This window comes from Comamonas sp. C24C (genome assembly GCF_053345995.1).
The window spans coordinates 1-20,452 of record NZ_JBKFBC010000017.1 but is presented as its reverse complement, the minus strand read 5'-3'; the positions used below and the strand labels follow the sequence as shown (position 1 = coordinate 20,452).

General features: G+C 62.3%; 21 protein-coding genes. 15 read left to right on the top strand and 6 right to left on the bottom strand.

The annotated features are described in order from the left end of the window. Positions 1 to 26 precede the first annotated feature (26 nt). From ACLBXN_RS23355 to ACLBXN_RS23345, 3 genes are all read right to left on the bottom strand, one after another. The gene (locus ACLBXN_RS23355; protein WP_043007422.1) at positions 27 to 785 is read right to left on the bottom strand and encodes a sulfite exporter TauE/SafE family protein; all 759 of its coding nucleotides are present in this window, start codon (positions 783 to 785) and stop codon (positions 27 to 29) included. A gap of 574 nt (positions 786 to 1,359) precedes the next feature. Continuing rightward, entirely contained in the window at positions 1,360 to 3,027 is a 1,668-nt protein-coding gene (locus tag ACLBXN_RS23350; protein WP_447613736.1) for a GMC family oxidoreductase, read from the bottom strand. Between the two features lie 7 nt (positions 3,028 to 3,034). After that, entirely contained in the window at positions 3,035 to 3,238 is a 204-nt protein-coding gene (locus ACLBXN_RS23345) for a hypothetical protein (RefSeq protein ID WP_211457976.1), read from the bottom strand. Between the two features lie 102 nt (positions 3,239 to 3,340). On the opposite strand from ACLBXN_RS23345, the gene ACLBXN_RS23340 reads away from it, so the two are divergent. From ACLBXN_RS23340 to ACLBXN_RS23320, 5 genes are all read left to right on the top strand, one after another. Next, on the top strand, positions 3,341 to 4,468 hold the full coding sequence (locus tag ACLBXN_RS23340; RefSeq protein WP_211457975.1) for an MlaE family ABC transporter permease: 1,128 nt from the start codon (positions 3,341 to 3,343) through the stop codon (positions 4,466 to 4,468). 126 nt (positions 4,469 to 4,594) lie between these two features. Then, positions 4,595 to 5,455, top strand: coding sequence for an ABC transporter ATP-binding protein (locus ACLBXN_RS23335; protein ID WP_447613735.1), 861 nt, complete (start codon positions 4,595 to 4,597; stop codon positions 5,453 to 5,455). Beyond that, positions 5,455 to 6,402 (top strand): MlaD family protein, encoded by a 948-nt coding sequence (locus tag ACLBXN_RS23330; protein ID WP_407714869.1) that lies wholly within the window; start codon positions 5,455 to 5,457, stop codon positions 6,400 to 6,402. Before ACLBXN_RS23335 ends, ACLBXN_RS23330 begins: the two co-directional genes overlap by 1 nt. A 106-nt stretch (positions 6,403 to 6,508) precedes the next feature. Continuing rightward, positions 6,509 to 7,192: an ABC-type transport auxiliary lipoprotein family protein gene (locus ACLBXN_RS23325; protein ID WP_211457973.1), complete on the top strand. Its 684-nt coding sequence runs from the start codon at positions 6,509 to 6,511 to the stop codon at positions 7,190 to 7,192. A gap of 172 nt (positions 7,193 to 7,364) precedes the next feature. Beyond that, positions 7,365 to 7,862, top strand: coding sequence for a hemerythrin domain-containing protein (locus tag ACLBXN_RS23320; RefSeq protein ID WP_447613734.1), 498 nt, complete (start codon positions 7,365 to 7,367; stop codon positions 7,860 to 7,862). Between the two features lie 91 nt (positions 7,863 to 7,953). Here ACLBXN_RS23320 and ACLBXN_RS23315 read toward each other — a convergent pair whose 3' ends face one another. After that, positions 7,954 to 8,601 carry a MarC family protein gene (locus ACLBXN_RS23315; protein WP_003059455.1) on the bottom strand — a complete coding sequence of 216 codons (648 nt, stop codon included), beginning with the start codon at positions 8,599 to 8,601 and terminating at the stop codon, positions 7,954 to 7,956. A 182-nt stretch (positions 8,602 to 8,783) separates the two neighbouring features. Between ACLBXN_RS23315 and ACLBXN_RS23310 the strand changes: the two genes are divergently transcribed. Then, positions 8,784 to 9,476 (top strand): dienelactone hydrolase family protein, encoded by a 693-nt coding sequence (locus tag ACLBXN_RS23310; protein ID WP_447613733.1) that lies wholly within the window; start codon positions 8,784 to 8,786, stop codon positions 9,474 to 9,476. Positions 9,477 to 9,634: 158 nt separating this feature from the next. Here the strand turns inward: ACLBXN_RS23310 and ACLBXN_RS23305 are convergent, their stop codons facing one another. Next, entirely contained in the window at positions 9,635 to 10,828 is a 1,194-nt protein-coding gene (locus tag ACLBXN_RS23305) for a magnesium transporter CorA family protein (protein ID WP_447613732.1), read from the bottom strand. A gap of 132 nt (positions 10,829 to 10,960) precedes the next feature. After that, positions 10,961 to 11,971 (bottom strand): porphobilinogen synthase, encoded by a 1,011-nt coding sequence (hemB, locus tag ACLBXN_RS23300; protein ID WP_211457969.1) that lies wholly within the window; start codon positions 11,969 to 11,971, stop codon positions 10,961 to 10,963. A gap of 132 nt (positions 11,972 to 12,103) precedes the next feature. Here hemB and ACLBXN_RS23295 point away from each other — a divergent pair, with 132 nt between their 5' ends. The 9 genes from ACLBXN_RS23295 to ACLBXN_RS23255 form a co-directional block, all read left to right on the top strand. Then, positions 12,104 to 12,520, top strand: a complete 417-nt coding sequence (locus ACLBXN_RS23295) for a CopD family protein (RefSeq protein ID WP_167010891.1) — start codon at positions 12,104 to 12,106, stop codon at positions 12,518 to 12,520. Between the two features lie 57 nt (positions 12,521 to 12,577). Further along, positions 12,578 to 13,675 carry a VanZ family protein gene (locus ACLBXN_RS23290; RefSeq protein ID WP_447613756.1) on the top strand — a complete coding sequence of 366 codons (1,098 nt, stop codon included), beginning with the start codon at positions 12,578 to 12,580 and terminating at the stop codon, positions 13,673 to 13,675. Positions 13,676 to 13,686: 11 nt separating this feature from the next. Then, positions 13,687 to 14,043 carry a (2Fe-2S) ferredoxin domain-containing protein gene (locus ACLBXN_RS23285; RefSeq protein WP_003059444.1) on the top strand — a complete coding sequence of 119 codons (357 nt, stop codon included), beginning with the start codon at positions 13,687 to 13,689 and terminating at the stop codon, positions 14,041 to 14,043. 150 nt (positions 14,044 to 14,193) lie between these two features. Beyond that, positions 14,194 to 14,832, top strand: a complete 639-nt coding sequence (locus ACLBXN_RS23280) for an alpha/beta hydrolase (RefSeq protein WP_447613731.1) — start codon at positions 14,194 to 14,196, stop codon at positions 14,830 to 14,832. Positions 14,833 to 14,983: 151 nt separating this feature from the next. Beyond that, positions 14,984 to 16,156, top strand: coding sequence for a D-alanyl-D-alanine carboxypeptidase family protein (locus tag ACLBXN_RS23275; protein WP_003059442.1), 1,173 nt, complete (start codon positions 14,984 to 14,986; stop codon positions 16,154 to 16,156). 234 nt (positions 16,157 to 16,390) lie between these two features. Next, positions 16,391 to 16,768, top strand: coding sequence for a 30S ribosomal protein S12 (rpsL, locus tag ACLBXN_RS23270; protein WP_003059441.1), 378 nt, complete (start codon positions 16,391 to 16,393; stop codon positions 16,766 to 16,768). Positions 16,769 to 16,936: 168 nt separating this feature from the next. Continuing rightward, positions 16,937 to 17,410: a 30S ribosomal protein S7 gene (gene rpsG, locus ACLBXN_RS23265; protein WP_003059438.1), complete on the top strand. Its 474-nt coding sequence runs from the start codon at positions 16,937 to 16,939 to the stop codon at positions 17,408 to 17,410. Positions 17,411 to 17,555: 145 nt separating this feature from the next. Continuing rightward, entirely contained in the window at positions 17,556 to 19,664 is a 2,109-nt protein-coding gene (gene fusA / locus ACLBXN_RS23260) for an elongation factor G (protein WP_211457965.1), read from the top strand. Between the two features lie 180 nt (positions 19,665 to 19,844). Further along, on the top strand, positions 19,845 to 20,452 hold a 608-nt coding region (locus tag ACLBXN_RS23255; RefSeq protein ID WP_447613730.1), incomplete at its 3' end, for a GTP-binding protein.

Genomic DNA, 20,452 nt, shown 5'->3' with positions numbered 1-20,452 from the left:
GCTGTTAACGCTTGCTGTGTAATGGTTTAACGCAGAAAAGCGTCATAACCAGTTTTCAGAATCAGCAGGCTGACCACACCGATGAAAATCGTGCGCACAAAGCCCGTGCCGTGGCGCAAGGCCATCCAGGTGCCCAGCATGCTGCCCAGCACATTGGCCACGGCCAGCGGGATGGCAAAGTGCCACCAGACATGGCCCTTGAGCGTGAACAGCAGCAGTGCCGCAGCGTTGGAGGCCAGATTCAGCAGCTTGGCGTTGGCCGAAGCGTTGAGGAAGTCATAGCCCAGCAGGCGCACGAACAGGAACACGAAAAAGCTGCCCGTGCCCGGGCCGAAGAAGCCGTCGTAGAAACCGATCAGCAGGCCGATGGCGCAGGCGGTCAGCATTTCGGTACGGCCCGCCAGACGCGGCTCGTGGTCACGGCCCAGCTCTTTTTTGGCCAGGGTGTAGCCCAGCACGCCCAGCAGGATGAAGGGCAGCAGCTTGCGCAGAAAATCGGGAGAGATCAGCGTGACGGCCCAGGCGCCGAGAAAGGCGCCGACCAGCGTCGTGCCGATGGCGGGCAGCAGCGTGGCCCAGGTGATATGCACGCGCTTGCTGAACTGCCAGGCGGAAATAGCCGTGCCCCAGACGGCGGCACTCTTGTTGGTGCCAAACAGCGTGGCGGGCGTGGTGGTGGGGAAGGCCGCAAACATGGCTGGCACCAGAATCAGTCCGCCGCCTCCCACGATGGCGTCAACAAACCCGGCCAGGGCCGAGGCGAGGGAAACAAGAATCCATTCCATGGAGCAAATGCCTGCAATTGGTGCATGCCGTGAGCAGCGCGCGTTGCCGCTGGGGCGGCGCTGCAGAAGGCGGGATGAAGAAGCCAGGGGAGAGCGGGCGTGAATGCCCGAAGATGGCGCCGGCATTGTCGCACCGCCGCCTCAAGCTTGTGCGCAGGCATAAAAAAAGCGCCCACTGAGGGGCGCTTTTGAACGCATCTTTGATGCTTTTATGTGTATTGGTCTGGTTGTGTCGAGTTGTCTCCTCGGCCCTCCATGCTGCTTCGTGGAGCAGCGAGAGTGACGAGAATGTAAGGGCTGCACCTGTGTGGTGCATTGGGGAATTCCCTTGGGTTATATCAAAAACGTCTGACAAATGAATCAGAAAGTTTTGTGACATCCTTATGAGTTTTGAGATTTTTCAAAAACAATAGCGTCATATGCTTATAAGCAAAAGATCTCAGCAGGCTTAGGTGCTTGGGGCAGGAAGTCGGACGGAAATCTCCCGCGCGGACGGACTTTGGGCCGCCGCGACTGCTTTCAGGCCCGGACAGGCTTTTCGGAGTAAATTGCTAGGTTTCTGAGCGGCCGCTTATCAGGCGGCAGCGCGAATCCACTCCGCAGCCTTCTCGGCCATCATCAGCGTCGGGCTGTTGGTGTTGCCGCTGGTGATGGTGGGCATGGCACCAGCATCGACCACGCGCAGGCCCTGCACGCCGCGCACCCTGAAGCGGCTGTCCAGTACCGCCATCGGGTCGTCGGCATGTCCCATCTTGGTCGTGCCCACGGGATGGAAGATGGTGGTGGCGATATCGCCGGCCAGGCGTGTCAGGTCCTCGTCACTCTGGTATTGCGGCCCGGGCTTGAACTCCTCGGGCTGAAAGGGTGCAAGCGCGGGCTGGCTGACGATGCGGCGCGTGACGCGCAGACTGTCGGCCGCCACCCGCCGATCTTCTGCCGTGGAGAGGTAGTTCGGCGCGATGGCCGGAGCCTGGCGGAAGTCTGCGCCCTGCAACTGCACCGTGCCGCGGCTGCTCGGGTTGAGATTGCAGACGCTGGCGGTGAAGGCGGCGAAGTCATGCAGCGGCTCGCCGAAGGCGTCCAGCGACAGCGGCTGCACGTGATATTCGAGATTGGGGTGGGCCTGTGCCGGGTCGCTGCGGGTGAAGGCACCGAGCTGTGAGGGAGCCATGCTCATGGGGCCGCTGCGCCGCAGTGCGTATTCCAGGGCGATGGCCGCCTTGCCCCAGAGACTGCCGGCCATGGTGTTGAGCGTCTTGGCGTTGTGCACCTTGTAGACCGAGCGAATTTGCAGGTGGTCCTGCAGATTGGCGCCCACGCCGGGCAGGTTGCGACGCACGGCCACGCCATGGTGCTGCAGCAGCTCGCCGGGGCCTATGCCCGACAGCTGCAGGATATGCGGGGAGTTCACCGCGCCCGCGCAAAGCAGCACCTCGCGCCCGGCCTGCACGGTTACCATCTCATCGCCGGTCCAGACTTCGGCGCCGGTGCAGCGCTGGCTGCCGTCCGGCAGATCTTCCAGAATCAGACGTCGCACCTGGGCACGGGTCCACATCTCGAAGTTGGGGCGGCCGTAGCAGGTAGGGCGCAGAAAGGCCTTGGCCGTATTCCAGCGCAGGCCTGATTTCTGGTTGACCTCGAAGTAGCCCACGCCTTCGTTGCAGCCGCGGTTGAAATCGTCGGTGGCCGGGATGCCCGCCTGCTGCGCAGCCTGGGCGAAGGCGTCGAGTATGTCCCAGCGCAAGCGCTGCTTCTCCACCCGCCATTCGCCGCTGCCGCCGGTGCTCCTGCTGCCATGCAGGCGTTTGAACTCCTCGCTGGCGCTGCCTCCGGCGTCGAGACGCCAATGGTCCTCGTGCTGTCGGAAGGCCGGCAGCACCTGTTCCCAGCGCCAGGTGTCGTCGCCGGTCAGCTGCGCCCATTGCTCGTAGTCGCGGGCCTGGCCGCGCATATAGATCATGCCGTTGATGCTGGAGCAGCCGCCCAGGGTCTTGCCGCGCGGGTAGCGCAGGCTGCGGCCATTGAGGCCGGGGTCGGGTTCGGTCTGATAGAGCCAGTCAGTGCGCGGGTTGCCTATGCAATAGAGATAACCGACAGGGATGTGGATCCAGTGGTAATCATCCTTGCCGCCGGCTTCGATCAGCAGAACCCGGTGATTCTTGTTGCGGGTGAGACGGTTGCACAGCAGCGAACCTGCTGTGCCGCCGCCGATGACGATGTAGTCGAACTGGGTGTCACTCATGGGCAGATCAAAAGGCCGGATACGGCTTGGCGGGCAGGCCAAACCTTGAGGCAGTCATGGGCAAAAAGGCCAGTTCATTAGGTGCGATGACCTTGCCGGTGTCGATAGGGAAATCGCTCGCATACTCCTGTTTTGGAAGCTGCCGACGCAATGCTGGTTTTGGCTTTGGCGAGTTTTTGATAAAAATTGCAACGCTATGATTGCGTGGCATGCGGCAGTGACCTACGTGCTGCGTTTGGCATGCTCCTCGCTTGGCGCGTTATGCTGGCCCCTGCGGCTAGCCCGTCTCCCTCATGTCCTAGGAAGCTTTTCTTTGCCCAGCTCAGACCAACTACCTCAATGCCCGCTGCAGTCCCGCGATGGTCAGCAATGGGCCGTGCCTGTGGGCCGCTGGAGTGCTGCCGAGCTGGGCGATCGCCATATCTGGCGTCGGCTGGCGCCACAGATCAGAGCGGTTCCCAAGGGCGTGGCCTGGGATTTGCAGCAAATGGTCTGGTTGGACCATATCGGCGCGCAGCTGCTGTGGGAGCAATGGGGCAGGGCCTGGCCGGCCCGGCTGCTGACGACCAAGAATCAGCGTTCCATGCTGGAGCGAGTGGCCAGATTCAGCGAAGTGCCCGAGCCCAAGCCCGAGCCCTCGGGGTGGATGTGCGAGATCAATCGGTTGGGCCAGATGGTGATCGATGCCTGCGGGCACTTTGCCAATCTGATCCGGCTGGTGGGGCAGCTGCTGCTGGATTGCCTGCGATTGCTGCGCAATCCCTTGCGTGGCCCCTGGCGCGATATTTCGGGCCATCTCTATGCGACCGGCGCGACGGCTTTGCCGATCACGGCCCTGGTGGGCTTTCTGATCGGCGTGGTGCTGGCCTATCTGATGGCGTTGCAGCTGCGCCAGTTCGGGGCCGAATCCTTTATCGTCAATATTCTGGGCATTTCGCTGATCCGCGAGCTGGGACCGCTGCTGGCGGCCATTCTGGTGGCGGGGCGCAGCGGCTCGGCCATCACGGCACAGATCGGCGTGATGCGCGTGACCGAAGAGCTCGATGCCATGCAGGTCATGGGCATCTCCCAGGGCTACCGGCTGGTGCTGCCGCGTGCGCTGGCGCTGGCCGTGTCCATGCCGCTGGTGGCACTGTGGACCATTCTGGCGGCACTGGCCGGCGGCATGGTCGCGGCCGACCTGACCATGGACATCACGCCGTCCTATTTCGTCCAAAGCCTGCCGGCGGCCGTGAAGATCGGCAATCTGGTGCTGGCCATGGGCAAGTCCGTGGTGTTTGGCGTGCTGATTGCCTTGATCGGCTGCCACTGGGGTCTGCAGGTGGCGCCCAATACACAGAGCCTGGGTCGCGGCACCACGGCGGCGGTGGTGTCCTCCATCACCATGGTCATCATCGTGGATGCCATCTTTGCCATCCTCTTCAGAAACGTGGGCTTTTAGGATGAACTACCCCCTGTGCGGCTTCGCCGCTTTCCCCAAAGGGGACGACACCTTCGCTGCGGGGCGGCTTTTGCTCGGCGTTCCTGGCTTGGGTCGCGTCAGCCTCGTGGAGTGGGGGGCACGCAAATGACAGAGGTGATGCAGAACCGTCGTATCGAAGGGGCCGTGGGCGACTACGCGCCGCCGCAGGATGTGAAGCCCCTGGTGCAGGCGGTTGACCTGTGGACCGAGTTTGGCGAGGGCGAGTCGCGCTTTGCCGTGCACCAGGACTTGAATTTCGATATCTACCCGGGCGAGATTCTGGCTTTGGTTGGCGGCTCCGGCACGGGCAAGACCGTGCTGCTGCGCCAGATCCTGGGCCTGCTTTCGCCTTCGCGCGGCACGGTGACCGTGGATGGCCGGCCCTCGCGCGAGGTCATCAGCGGCGAGCTGGCGGCGAGTCAGGTGGGCATGCTGTTCCAGCAGGGGGCGCTGTATTCGGCCTTCAATGTGCTGGACAACATCGCGTTTGCATTGCGCGAGCAGGGCACCTTGCCCGATGCCGTGGTGCGCGATGCGGCCATGGTCAAGCTCCAGATGGTGGGTCTCAAGCCGGAACATGCCTCGCGTATGCCCGCAGACCTGTCGGGCGGCATGATCAAGCGTGTGGCGCTGGCGCGTGCGCTGATGATGGATCCGCCGCTGCTGTTGCTGGACGAACCCACCGCCGGGCTGGACCCCAAGGGCTCTGACGAGTTCTGCGAGCTGCTGCGCGATATCCATGCCGAGCTGGGCCTGACCGTGATCATGGTCACCCACGACCTGGATACGCTGTTTGCGCTGTCCACGCGTGTGGCCGTGCTGGCCGAGAAAAAAGTGCTGTTCACCGGAGCCCCGCGCGATGTGGCCCAGATCAAGCACCCGTTTATCGAACATTTCTTCCAGGGAGAGCGTGGCCGCCGTGCCATGGCCCCGGTGCAAGGCGGCGTGGCCGCAGAGGAAAGCTGATGGAAAACAAGTCCCATGCCATGGCTGCCGGCATCTTCGTGCTGGTGGTTGCGGCCCTGCTGGCAGGGCTGGCCGTCTGGCTGACGCGCGACAACCGCGAATACCAGCTCTACGAAATGTCCACCAAGGATGGTGTCAGCGGTCTGCAGCCCCAGGCCACGGTGCGCTACAAGGGCGTGCCCGTGGGCAAGGTGGTGCGCATCGGTTTTGACCCGCAGATTCCCGGCAATGTGCTGATTCGCATTGCCGTGGGTGAGGACACGCCGGTCACGCCGGCCACTTATGCACAGCTCGGCTATCAGGGGGTGACGGGGTTGGCCCATATCCAGCTCGACGATGACAGCCGGGCTTCGCAGCCGCTCAAGCCAGGGCCCAGCGGCTTGCCGCGCCTGCCCATGAAGTCCTCGCCCTTGAACATGCTGGCCGACCAGGGCCCGGTGCTGCTGGAGCGGGTTGACGAAATTTCACGCCGTCTCAATGCCATGCTGGGCGAGGACAACCAGAAACGCGTGAGCGTGGCGCTGGACAATATCGCGGCCGCATCCGGAGGGATCAAGGATCTGGCCGAGACCATGAACAAGACGGCCAAGGACTTTCCTCAGCTCACGGCAGATGCGCACCAGACCCTGCAGTCCCTGACCAAGGCCGGCAATGCCGCCACGGGCGTGGCGACCGATCTGCAGCAGACCGTGCGCAAGGTCAATGCGCCCGACGGCCCGCTACAGCAGATTGCCGAGGGCACGCAGGCCCTGTCGCAGGCTGCCGAATCGCTGGGGCGCAGCACCTTGCCGCGCATGAACGGTGCGGCCGACGATGTCTCGCGCGCTGCGCGCACCATGGGCGCGGCGGCAGGCCGCTTCAATGACAACCCGCAGTCCGTCATCTACGGCCAGGGCCTGGGCCAGCCGGGCCCCGGCGAGCCCGGTTTCGTGGCTCCGGCCAAGTGAAGCGGCAACAAGGACACGACTTGCGCAAATTCGGACCAGGCAGGCGGTTTCTCGATGGAAATGCCTGCTGCCCATCCTGGCTGGCCTAAGTCCCAAAGGAATCAATATGGCAGACACAAAGATTTCATTCACCGGCCGCGGAGCATGGCGATTGCTGGGCGCTTCTTCACTGGTGCTGGCGCTAGCCGCCTGCTCGGGCCTGCCCACGGCACCCACGCAGCCGGTGCGCTATGACCTGGGCGTGGCCGACCTGGCCGCGCCCGCCGCGAATGCAGCCGCCTCTTCGGTGGCGCCGGTGCCGCTGGTGCTGGCCGAAGTCCAGGCTCCGGGTCTGCCCGAGGGCCTGACGGCCATGTTCTACCGCCTGAACTACAGCGACAGCCAGCAGCTGCGTGCCTACCAGAATGCGCGCTGGAGCCTGCCTCCGGCCCAGATGGTGGAGCAGCGCCTGCGCATGCGTCTGGGACTGGAGCGACCCGTGCTCTCGGGCAAGGACAATGTCCGCCCCCTGCTGGCCGACAAGCGCTCGATTGCGCAGCTGCGCGTGACGGTGGACGAGTTCAACCAGGTCTTCGACAACGCCAGCAACAGCCGTGCGCTGCTGCGTCTGAGCGCCAGCCTGATCGGTGCCGGCGAGAGTGCAGGCAACCAGTTGCTGGGCCAGAAGGTGTTCACGGTCGAAGTGCCATCCAGCTCAGCCGATGCGGCCGGTGGCGCACAGGCCATGGCGCGCGCCGTGGACGAGGCTGCGGCCCAGCTCAGCCGCTGGCTGCAGGGCTACGGGCGCTAGGCACTGTCCTGCCCCAAGTAGCGCCGCTCGGAAAGCCCTGCCATGCAGGGCTTTGTTGATTCTGGACAAGCCTCGGGCGCCTGCGGGCCGCCGCTTTGCTGATATGGGTCAATGGCCGCGCCAGGTCTTTTTCTTAAGCTGCCAGTTCCTCAATTTCGCGCAAGGAACTGCCATGGCCAGCCTCGAATGGAATGCCGCTCTCATCCTGGATTTTCCCGTCATGGACGCGGTGCATGAGGAGTTCGTCACCCTGCTGGCCCAGGTGGAGGCAGCCGCCGACGACCAACTGTGTGCGCTCTGGGACGAGCTGATTGCCCACACCCAGCAGCACTTCGATCAGGAGGACCGCTGGATGCAGACCACGGGATTTGCCACGGGCAACTGCCACAGCCAGCAGCACAAGGTGGTGCTGGCCGTCCTGCGCGAGGGGGCGGTCAAGGGGGAGCAAGGTGATCTGGCCACCATCCGCCATATGGCGGCCGAGCTCGGTCCCTGGTTCAGCCACCATGCGCAGAACATGGATGCCGCCCTGGCCCTGCACATGCGCCGCGCGGGCTTTGACCCGGTGACCGGCGCGGTGCTGGTGCCCGAGGCCTTGCCTGCAGAGCCGATCACCGGCTGTGGTGGTGCCTGTGGTGAGGCGGAAAAAATGGAAGTGGTAACTGCCTGAAGCTGGCACGCGCCAAGGCGAGAGACAGCGAGCAAGCGCCGCCACGCAGCGAAGCTGCCGTCCCCCTTGGGGGAAGCGGCATAGCCGGGGGTTAAGGGTATATCGCCGGAGAAGCCAGGATGGGGAAGATCTTGATCAGCCCTCCCGCCATCACCTCGATGGCCAGCGCGGCCAGAATCAGGCCCATGAGCCGGGTCATCACATTGATGCCGGTCTTGCCCAGCACGCGGGCAATCGGGTGGGCCAGCGAAAAGCACACCATGATGGCGGCGGCCACCACCACGCCATAGCCGACCAGCGCCACATGCTGCCAGATGGTGCGCGCCTGATCGGCATAGATCACCACGGTGGACATAGCGGCAGGCCCGGTTAGCAGCGGAATGGTCAGCGGCACGACGGCGATGCTGTTGCCCTCGGCGGCTTTTTCGACGCCGGCTGCCAGCGTGGCATTGTTGGGCCGGTCTTCGGCGGGGCGCGCGTTGAGCATGTTCATTGCGCTGATCAGCAGCAGCAGACCGCCGCCGACCTGAAAGCTCTGCAGCGAGATGTTGAAGAACTGCAGAATCTGTAACCCCAGCAGCGCACAGACTGCGATCACGCAGAAGGCAGCAAAGGCGGCGGTGCGAATGGTTTGCCAGCGCTGCTCTGCATCGAAGCCGGCCGTGTAGTGGATGAAGAACGGAACAATGGCCAGCGGGTTGATGATGGCAACCAGGGTGATCAGCGGCTTGATATCCATTACAGCTCGCCTCCGGGCATGGGTGGCTTCTTGCGACTGTCTGCCTTTTGTGGGGCCGGGATAGCTGGCATGAACACTCCTGTGAAAAAATGAGCGAATCGTCGACGCGGCACCAGCCATTACAGCATTGCTGGCGACCGCATCGCGGATTTCCCTTTTGAACCATGTTAAGGAGCTTCGCAATGGGCAGCTTTGTTGAACTGACAGCCGTGGATGGCGTAAAAACCCCCGCTTATGTGGCCATGCCCGAGGGCCAGGCACGCGGTGCCATCGTGGTGCTGCAGGAAATCTTCGGCGTGAACTCGCATATCCGCTCCGTGGCAGACCGCTATGCTGCCCAGGGCTATGTGGCCGTGGCCCCCGCCATGTTTGCCCGCGTCAAGCCCGATGTGGAGTTGGGCTACACCGAAGACGATATGAAGGCCGGCTTTGCTCTCAAGACTGCGGTGGAAGCCCTGCCCGAGCCTGGCGCGCTGCGCGATGTGGAGGCGGCTGTGGCCCATGCCGCGACGCTGGTGCCCGGCGGCAAGATCGGTGTGGTGGGCTTTTGCTGGGGCGGCCTGCTGACCTGGCGCTCGGCCTGCAATCTGGCCAGTGTTTCTGCCGCAGTCTGCTATTACGGCGGCGGCATGACGGGCGAGCTGGAAGCCAGCCGTCAGGCGCTGTGCCCGGTGCAGGCCCACTTCGGCAGCAAGGATCACTACATCTCGCTGGAGTCCGTCGAAGCCTTCAAGAAGGCACAGCCCCAGGCGCAAGTGCATGTCTACGACGCCGACCACGGCTTCAACTGCGACCAGCGCGGCTCCTACAACGAAGCGGCAGCCAAGCTGGCCGGCGAGCGCACGCTGGCTTTCTTTCAACAGCATCTGGGCTGATTGACGTTTGAAACAACAGCTTCCAGCGCTTATTAGATAAGCGCTGGAAGCTGTTTTTGCTTGAGTTTCTCGGTTGTCGTACGGCCGAAGACTGGGGCTGCTGGGCCGCAAATTTGCGGGCCTCAGCGAGGCGGTGCGTGCGGCACCAGCAGGGTCGCTTACTCGGCCTCTTCGCTTTCCAGGTAGCGGCGGCGCCAGAAATAGGCCACCAGCACCACGGTGATGATCACCATGGCCACCAGGGCCCAGATGAAGCCGTCCTTTTTGTGCACAAAGGGGATGAACTCGAAGTTCATGCCGAAGATGCCGGCAATCAGGTTTAGCGGCAGAAAGATGGCCGTCACCGTGGTCAGCGTGCGCATGATGTCGTTGGCGCGGTTGCTCTGTGCCGAAAAGTGCATCTGCACGGCGGTCTCGGCGCTTTGCTCCATGCGGTGAATATGGTGGGTCACGCGCTCTATATGTTCGAGCACGTCGCGCGAGCGCACGCGCAGCAACTCACGCTCATGCTGGCGTGCGGGGGTGTGCTCGGGCGGCCAGCCCTCCAGTGCCTCGGTCCAGTCCTGCACGGCGGCGCGCTGGTCTTCGCAGATTTCATCGAGCTGGTGCAGCGCCAGGCGCACATCGAGCACGCTGGCCCAGTTGCTGAAGCGCTTGTTGGGCTTGAGCAACGCCATCTGCCAGTGGTCGATCTGGCGCGTCAGCGTGCGGCGCAGGTCCAGGTAGCCGTCCACCATGCCGTTGACCATGCGCAGCATCAGGTCCGCAGGCTCCACGGGCATCTTGCTGCTGACCTGGCGGCCGTCAGTCTTGGCAGGGCCGGATATCAGGCGCTGCCAGAAGTTTTCCAGCACAAAGCAGCCGTCGGGATGCACGGACAGCAGGATCTGGTCATACAGCGCAAAGCCCACGGGCTGCGTTTCCACGCGTTGCAGCACCGGCGCTTCGCGCTGGCCGCTGTGGGCCAGGCTGTGGGATGGCGGCGGGGCGCTGGATGCCGCACTGCCGGTGCCGGCCGCCAGGGCAGGCGGTGCTGCCACGGCAGGCGCGGGCGAGGCGTGGCTGCCGTTGAGCGGCGGCAAATGGGCGTTGGCCAGACGGCGGAACACCAGCACGTCGTACACCGAGGTGTAGTCGTAATTGGAAGGGATGGCCGGATTCAGCAGGTCGGAGACATGCAGGTCCACGAGCGCGGAGCCGCCCAGCCTGGCCAGCATGGTCTGGACGGACGGCAGCTGAGCCTCCAGCTCCGAGCGTGTGCAGGAGACCCAGTAAAACCCCGTTGTCGCCGCCTGCGTGGGCAGTCCGTCAACAGGCTGGGCATAGAGGGGAGAGATATGCAGCACGCGCATGGGAATTGGCAGCCTCGATGTCAGTGCAAAAGCAGATGCAAAAACGGCCCGGGCCAGCAGCCCGAGCCGTCAGATCATGCCTGAAACGCCCTCAAACGCAAGCATGACCTGCGCTGATAGCTATCAATTTTGTTACAGGCCGCGCAGCTTCTTGGCGGCGTCGATGGCAAAGTAGGTCAGGATGCCGTCGGCGCCGGCGCGCTTGAAGGCCAGCAGGGCTTCCATCATCACGGCGTCGTGATCGAGCCAGCCATTGGCTGCCGCGGCCTTGAGCATGGCGTATTCGCCGGACACCTGATAGGCGAAGGTCGGTACCTTGAACTCGTCCTTGACGCGGCGCACCACGTCCAGATACGGCATGCCGGGCTTGACCATGACCATGTCCGCGCCTTCGGCGATGTCCTGCGCCACTTCGCGCAGGGCTTCGTCGGTGTTGGCCGGGTCCATCTGGTAGACATTCTTGTCGGCCTTGCCCAGGGCGCCGCGCGTGCCCACGGCATCGCGGAAGGGACCGTAGAAGGCGCTGGCGTACTTGGCGCTGTAGGCCATGATGCGGGTGTGAATATGGCCTTGCAGCTCCAGCGCCTCGCGGATGGCGCCGATGCGGCCGTCCATCATGTCGCTGGGAGCGACCATGTCCACGCCGGCTTCGGCATGGGCCAGGGCCTGGCCGACCAGCACTTCCACGGTGTCATCGTTGATGATGTAGCCGCTCTCGTCCAGGATGCCGTCCTGGCCGTGGCTGGTATAGGGGTCCAGGGCCACATCGGTCATCACGCCCAGCTGGGGAAATTCCTTTTTCAGCGCGCGCACCACGCGGGGGATCAGACCGTCGGGGTTCAGGGCTTCCTTGCCATCGGGCGTCTTGAGGCTGGGTTCAATGGCGGGGAACAGTGCCAGATAGGGAATTTCAAGCTTCACGCACTCCTCGGCCACGGGCAGCAGCAGGTCGAGGCTCAGGCGGTCCACGCCAGGCATGGAGGGAACGGCCTCGCGCTTGTTCTGGCCTTCGTGCACGAACACGGGGTAGATGAAGTCGTGCGGCGTCAGCACGCTCTCGCGCACCAGATTGCGGGTGAAAGCATCGCGGCGCAGACGGCGCGGACGATTCTGGGGAAAAGGAGTAGGGCTGGACAAATGCATGGGGAAAATTGTGCCCCATCCGCCATGGCTTGGCTTGCAGCTGCGTGACTATTCCATGACGGCTGTCTCAATGCGGGGTAAAGACGCGGCGCGCAGCGGCTGTGGCGCAGCGCAGGCCTTTACACTGGCCCCATGCTATGGGTTAAAGCCTTTCACATCATTTTTGTCGCCAGCTGGTTTGCTGGTCTGTTCTATCTGCCGCGTATCTTTGTCAATATCGCCATGGTCACGCCGGGCTCGGTGGCAGAGCGCGAGCGCCTGCTGCTGATGGCGCGCAAGCTGCTGCGCTTCACCACCATGCTGGCCGTGCCAGCGCTGGGCCTGGGCCTGTGGCTGTGGCTGGGCTGGGGCTTTGCGGGCGGCTGGCTGCATGCCAAGCTGGCCGTGGTGCTGCTGGTCATCGGCTATCACCACAGCTGTGCCGTGCTGCTGCGCAAGCTGGCGGACAACACCTGTCACAAAAGCCATCGCTGGTTCCGGTTCTATAACGAAGTGCCGGTGCTGCTGCTGATCGCCGCCGTGATTCTGGTGGTGGTCAAGCCCTTCTGAGTCTTGTGCCGAGAGTAGGAGGCGACTGTGTCCGATTCCGCGGTGCCGGTGATTTCCATGCGCCATACCTCGGCCTGGCCGCTGGCGCTGGTCTATGGCCTGCTCATCGTGTTTGCCAGCCTGTTCCCATTCGACGGCTGGCGCGCCCAGGGGATTGATCCCAGCGTATTTCTGTTTGCCAGGATTCCACCGCCGTACTGGACCTGGTTCGACGTCAACACCAATATCGTTGGCTATGCGCCGCTGGGATTTTTCCTGGCGCTGGCCCTGATGCGCTCGGGCCAGCCCAGGCTGGCCGTGCCGCTGGCTTTTCTTGCCGGCACGCTGCTGTCGCTGTGCATGGAGTTTCTGCAGATCTATCTGCCGCGCCGCGTGCCGTCCAATCTGGATCTGGTGCTCAATGCCGGCGGTACCCTGATCGGTGCCCTGCTGGCCGCGCTGCTGGAGAGGCTGGGGGCGCTGTCGCGCTGGAGCGCTTTTCGTAACCAGTGGCTGGGCGAGGGCGGTGCGGGCGTGCTGGTGCTGCTGGCACTGTGGCCGTTTGCGCTGCTGTTTCCGGCGGCCGTGCCCTTCGGCCTGGGTCAGGTGCTGGAACGCATTGACGACACCTTGCAGGACTGGTTGCTGAACACGCCGTTCGAAGACTGGCTGCCGCTGGGCGATTTCGCCCTGACGCCGCTGTCGCTGGTGACGGAGATGCTCTGTGTAATGCTGGGGCTGTGGATACCCTGTCTGCTGGCCTACTGTGCCGTGGGACACATGGGCCGCCGCGCGCTGGCGGGGCTGCTGCTGGTTGCGGCAGGTGTGGGCGTGACGGCGCTGTCGGCCGCCCTGAGCTGGGGGCCGGCTCATGCCTGGGAGTGGGTGGATCTGCCGGTGCGTCTGGGCGTCTGGGGAGGGCTGGGTCTGGCCGTGATTGCGCTGCCGGCCTCGCGCCGGGTGTGCACCGTGCTGTTGCTTCTGGTGCTGGTGCTGCATCTGAGCATCCTCAACCAGGCTCCCACCAATGTCTACTTCGCCCAGACCCTGCAGGCCTGGGAGCAGGGGCGCTTCATCCGCTTCTACGGCCTGGGCCAGTGGCTGGGCTGGCTCTGGCCTTACGTCACACTGGCGTATGTAGTGATTCGACTCTCGCGTCGCCAGCAGCCTGCCTAGAATGAGCCACTATGAGCGACACCCAGAATCAAGACCAAGCCGGTGGCTACTACCAGCGTCATATCTTCTTTTGCCTGAACGAGCGCCCCAATGGCGAGGACTGCTGCGCTCTGCACGGTGCCAAGGCGGGCTTTGACCACTGCAAGCGCAAAGTCAAGGAAGAGGGGCTGGCTGGCAAGGGTCAGGTGCGAGTGAACAAGGCCGGCTGCCTGGATCGCTGCGCGGGCGGCCCCGTGGCCGTGGTCTACCCCGAGGCCGTCTGGTACACCTTTATCGACGACAGTGATATCGATGAAATCGTCGAATCCCATCTGAAGAACGGCAAGGTCGTCGAGCGCCTGGTGCTGCCTGACAGCGTAGGCCGATAAACGGGGCTTCCCCCGGGTGCCTTGCCTGGGCGGCGCCGCAGGGACGACGCCTTCGGTGCGCAGTGCAGCGTGCTCGTTCAGGAACTTTAAGCGTTTTTAAGCGTCAGCCTAATAACAGCAAGCGCTGATAGCTATAACTAGGATAGCGTAGTGAATTCTCAGACTGAACGACTGATGTTGACCGGCGCTGCCGGTGCGATCGAAACCCTGCGCGATGCGCCGCAACTGGCCGAAGGGCAGAGCCCCAAGGGTGTGGCCATCATCGCCCATCCGCATCCGCTGTTTGGCGGCACCATGGACAACAAGGTGGTCCAGACGCTGGCGCGTGCCTTTGTGCAGTGCGGCTATACGGCCGTGCGTTTCAATTTTCGCGGCGTGGGTGCCAGTGCCGGTGAATATGACGCCGGCAAGGCAGAGCTGCAGGATTTGCTGGCCGTGGTGCAGCAGGTGGCTCCCGAAGGCCCGATCGCCCTGGCCGGCTTTTCCTTTGGCGCCTTTGTCACCAGCCATGCGCTGGCGCAGCTCTGGGAGCAGGGGCGGGTGCAGAAGGCCGTGCTGGTCGGTACGGCCGCCAGCCGCTTCGAGGTGGCTCCCGTGCCTGCCGGTGCCCATGACCAGACGCTGGTGGTTCACGGCGAGGCGGACGACACGGTGGCGCTGTCTGCCGTGATGGACTGGGCACGCCCGCAGATACTGCCTGTTACCGTGATTCCGCAGGTCGGTCATTTCTTTCACGGACAATTGCCTCTGCTCAAGAACCTGGTGGTGCGCCACCTGAAGTCCGAATAAGAGCCAGTCCTCACACCCTGACGCACGTGAATTGCTGCCCCGTCTCGGTAACCCCTCTTTTCATAGCGCCAAGCCAAGGTTTATCCTTGGTTTTGGCCGTTTTCGACGGTAAATAACCGCGCTTACCTTTGCTTTAGCGAGAACCCTCTTCATGAAGCCCATCTACTCCACACTGCGTGTTCTGGCCGTTGCGGCCGCAGTGGCGCCCGTGTTTGCCATGGCACAGGTGGCGGCCCCTGTCCCTCCCGAAATCGCTGCCCGCAACTATCTGCTGGTGGACGTCACTGCCGGCCAGGTGCTGGGGGCCAAGGATATCGACGCTCCCGTCGAGCAGGCATCGCTGACCAAGCTGATGTCGGCCTATGTGGTGTTCGACGCCCTGCGTGCCAAGAAAATCACGCTGGAGCAACGCATGCCCGTGAGCGAGCGTGCCTGGAAGATGCCCGGCTCGCGCATGTTCATCGACCCCAAGATGCAGGTTCCCGTCAATGACCTGCTCAGCGGCATGATCATCCAGTCCGGCAACGATGCCACCATGGCGCTGGCCGAGGCCGTGGGCGGTACGGCCGAGAACTTCGTCAAGATGATGAATGACCAGGCCAAGGCCCTGGGCATGAAGAACACCAGCTACAAGAACCCCGAAGGTCTGACCGAGCCCGGCCACCTGACGACGGCGCGTGATCTGTCCATACTGGCCCAGCGCCTGATGCATGACTTCCCCGAGTACATGCACTACTACTCCACCAAGCAGTACAGCTATCCCGGCACGCCGGCGTCCAACGGCAGCAACCGCAATGCCTTGCTGTTCCGCGATCCCACCGTGGACGGCCTGAAGACCGGCCATACCAATGCCGCCGGCTACTGCCTGGTGGCCACGGCCAAGCGCGATCTGCCCAATGTGGGGCAGCGCCGACTGCTGTCCATCGTGCTGGGTACGGCCAGCGAAAAAGCGCGTGCCAACGAAAGCCAGAAGCTGCTGAACTGGGGTTACACCGCTTTCGATGCCGTCAAGCTGTTCGATGCCGATCAGCCCGTCGCCACTCCGGCAGTCTGGAAGGGTGCGGCCAATGCCGTCAAGATCGGCAAGGCCGACGGCGCCGTGGTGGTGACCGTGCCCTCGGGCACGGGCGGCAAGCTGACCACCGAAGTGGTGCGCCAGGATCCGCTGATTGCTCCTATCGCCAAGGGCCAGTCCATGGGCGTGCTCAAGGTCAAGTCGGGCGCGGATGTGGTGGCCGAGGTGCCGCTGGTGGCGCTTGAGGCCGTTGAGCAGGCCGGCTTCTTCGGCCGTCTGTGGGACACCATCCGCCTCTGGATCAAGTAAGTTCCCGGGCCGGCAGGAGGCGCTCCTGCCGGTGACAGCCCTTATCGGTCATGCAAAGCATCTTGCTGCCTGGGGGCTATTGCCCGCAGGTGCTTGTGCTGATTTGCGCAAGCTGGTACATTTGAGGGCTTTTCGGAATTTCCGAAGGGATTCACGTTTCCGCATCAGCATCTGTTGCTGCGGATAAACCTTTTGCTTTCACGAAGCAAATTCACGTTTAGGGACGTTTAATTAATGCCAACCATTAACCAACTCGTGCGTCAGGGCCGCACGGTAGAAGTTGTTAAATCCAAGAGCCCTGCTATGGAAAACTGCCCCCAACGCCGTGGCGTGTGCACCCGTGTGTACACCACCACTCCCAAGAAGCCTAACTCGGCTCTGCGTAAGGTGGCTAAGGTTCGTCTGACCAACGGTTTCGAAGTGATTTCGTACATCGGCGGTGAAGGCCACAACCTGCAAGAGCACAGCGTTGTGCTGGTGCGTGGCGGCCGTGTGAAGGACTTGCCCGGTGTGCGTTACCACATCGTGCGCGGTTCCCTGGACCTGCAAGGCGTCAAGGACCGTAAGCAAGCTCGCTCCAAGTACGGTGCCAAGAAGCCTAAGGCTAAGTAATCAGCCCTGGTTGTTTGAAAACAAACGGTGTTTGATTCGCCTGACTGGCGCGGTCAAACGTAGTGGCCCTGAGCACGAATGTTTTGTGCGGGTCGAGTAAGTGAGAGTTTTGAATAGCTCTCGCGGTATCTGAAAAGATGCCAACTGAAGCAAAGATAGAGGTAAAAAATGCCACGTCGTCGCGAAGTCCCCAAACGTGAAATCCTGCCGGATCCCAAGTTCGGCAATGTAGAGCTGTCCAAATTCATGAACGTGATCATGGAAGGCGGCAAGAAGGCGGTTGCTGAGCGCATCATTTATGGCGCTCTGGACCTGATCGAGAAGAAGCATCCTGGCAAGGACCCTCTGGAAGCTTTCGTTGTTGCCATCAACAACGTCAAGCCCATGGTCGAAGTGAAGTCCCGCCGTGTTGGCGGTGCCAACTACCAGGTGCCCGTGGAAGTGCGTCCCGTCCGTCGTCTGGCTCTGGCCATGCGCTGGATCAAGGAAGCCTCCCGCAAGCGTGGCGAGAAGTCCATGGCTCAACGCCTGGCCAACGAGCTGCTGGAAGCTACGGAAGGCCGTGGCGGCGCTATGAAGCGTCGTGACGAAGTGCACCGTATGGCCGAAGCCAACAAGGCCTTCAGCCACTTCCGCTTCTAATCGGAATCTCGCTCGAGATACAGGGCCGCATGCAAAAACTTGCTGCGGCCTTGTGTCGATTCTGAGCGCCCCCATATAGAGCTGCTGCCTCCTGCGCACAATGCGGGGCCGGCAGTACTCCCATACGATCAAGCAAGGATCCATCATGGCTCGCAAGACCCCCATTGAGCGCTATCGCAACATCGGTATTTCCGCTCACATTGACGCAGGTAAGACAACTACTACAGAACGTATCCTGTTCTATACCGGTGTGACCCACAAGCTGGGCGAAGTGCACGACGGCGCTGCCACCACCGACTGGATGGAGCAAGAGCAAGAGCGTGGTATCACCATCACTTCCGCTGCAGTGACCTGCTTCTGGAAGGGTATGGACCTGTCCTATCCCGAGCACCGCTTCAACATCATCGACACCCCCGGTCACGTGGACTTCACGATTGAAGTGGAGCGTTCCATGCGCGTGCTGGACGGTGCTTGCATGGTGTATTGCGCTGTGGGTGGCGTGCAGCCCCAGTCCGAAACCGTGTGGCGTCAGGCTAACAAGTACAAGGTGCCTCGTCTGGCCTTTGTGAACAAGATGGACCGTACCGGTGCCAACTTCTTCAAGGTCTACGACCAGATGAAGCTGCGCCTGAAGGCCAACCCCGTGCCCGTGGTGATCCCAATCGGTGCCGAAGACAACTTCAAGGGTGTGGTCGATCTGGTCAAGATGAAGGCCATCATCTGGGACGAAGCTTCCCAGGGCATGAAGTTCGAATACCAGGATATCCCCGCCGAGCTGGTGGAGACTGCCAACAAGTGGCGTGAAAACCTGGTGGAGGCCGCTGCCGAAGCTTCGGAAGAGCTGATGAACAAGTACCTGGAAGAAGGTACTCTGACTGAAGAAGAAGTGAAGCTCGGCGTGCGTACTCGTACCCTGGCCACCGAAATTCAGCCCATGCTGTGCGGCACCGCGTTCAAGAACAAGGGTGTGCAGCGCATGCTGGACGCCGTGATCGACTATCTGCCCGCTCCTGTGGACATCCCTGACGTTACCGGTACCGACCCCGATGACGAAGAGAAGAAGCTGAGCCGCAAGGCCGACGACGCCGAGAAGTTCTCGGCTCTGGCCTTCAAGCTGATGACCGACCCCTTCGTGGGCCAGCTGACCTTCGTGCGCGTGTACTCCGGCGTTCTGACCAAGGGCGAGACCGTTCTGAATGCCGTCAAGGGCAAGAAGGAACGTATCGGCCGTATCGTGCAGATGATGGCCAACGACCGTGTGGAAGTCGAAGAAATCCGTGCTGGAGACATCGCTGCCTGCGTGGGTCTGAAGGATGTGACCACCGGTGAAACCCTGTGCGACATCGCTGCACCTATCGTGCTGGAGCGCATGGTGTTCCCCGAGCCCGTGATTGCACAGGCTGTGGAACCAAAGTCCAAGACCGACCAGGAAAAGATGGGTATCGCTCTGTCGCGTCTGGCTGCAGAAGATCCTTCCTTCCGCGTACGTACCGACGAAGAATCCGGTCAGACCATCATCGCCGGTATGGGCGAGTTGCACCTGGAAATCATCGTTGACCGTATGAAGCGCGAATTCAACGTGGAAGCCAACGTGGGCAAGCCCCAGGTTGCCTACCGCGAAACCATTCGCAGCACTGTCAAGGACGTGGACGGCAAGTTCGTTCGTCAATCCGGCGGTAAGGGTCAGTATGGCCACGTGGTTCTGACTCTGGAACCCCAGGAAGCCGGCAAGGGCTTCGAGTTCGTCGACGAAATCAAGGGCGGTGTGGTTCCTCGCGAATACATCCCTGCGGTGGAAAAGGGCGTGATCGAAGCGCTGACTTCCGGTGTTCTGGCTGGCTACCCTGTGGTGGACGTCAAGGTGCGCCTGACTTTCGGTTCGTACCACGATGTGGACTCGAACGAAATGGCGTTCAAGATGGCCGCTATCTTCGGTTTCAAGGAAGCTGCTCGCAAGGCCAACCCCGTCATCCTGGAACCCATGATGGCTGTGGAAGTGGAAACACCTGAAGACTACGCCGGTACCGTGATGGGTGACCTGTCTTCCCGCCGCGGCATGGTGCAGGGCATGGATGACATGGTTGGTGGCGGCAAGGCCATCAAGGCTGAAGTGCCTCTGTCCGAAATGTTCGGCTACGCCACTTCGCTGCGTTCCATGACTCAAGGTCGCGCCAGCTACACTATGGAATTCAAGCACTACGCTGAAGCTCCTCGTAACGTGGCCGAAGCCATCGTTGCTGCCCGCGCCAAGTAATTGACGCAGGTTTGACGAATCCGTCATAATCTAAGGCTTCCAATCGCGGCAGTCCCTTGAGGATTGCCGCGATTTTTGCCGGTCTGCGATCCCATGCCGTCCTGTTTCCTGTGCGGGGCGAATCAGCAATGAGGTGCAGACCTTAAACATCACACAGGTTTTTGCTCTTTCGGAGAAATCATGGCAAAAGAAAAGTTCGAACGTACCAAGCCCCACGTGAACGTGGGCACCATCGGTCACGTTGACCACGGCAAGACCACCCTGACTGCTGCTATCGCTACCGTGCTGTCCAAGCACTTCGGCGGTGAAGCCAAGGACTACTCGCAGATCGACAACGCTCCCGAAGAAAAGGCTCGTGGCATCACGATCAACACTTCGCACGTTGAATACGAAACTGCCAACCGCCACTACGCTCACGTGGACTGCCCCGGCCACGCTGACTATGTGAAGAACATGATCACTGGTGCCGCTCAGATGGACGGCGCTATCCTGGTTTGCTCCGCTGCTGACGGCCCCATGCCCCAGACTCGCGAGCACATCCTGCTGTCGCGTCAGGTGGGCGTTCCCTACATCATCGTGTTCCTGAACAAGGCCGACATGGTGGACGACGAAGAACTGCTGGAACTGGTCGAAATGGAAGTGCGCGAGCTGCTGTCCAAGTACGACTTCCCCGGCGACGACACCCCCATCATCCGTGGCTCTGCCAAGCTGGCTCTGGAAGGCGACCAATCCGACAAGGGTGAACCCGCTATCCTGCGTCTGGCTGAAGCTCTGGACACCTACATCCC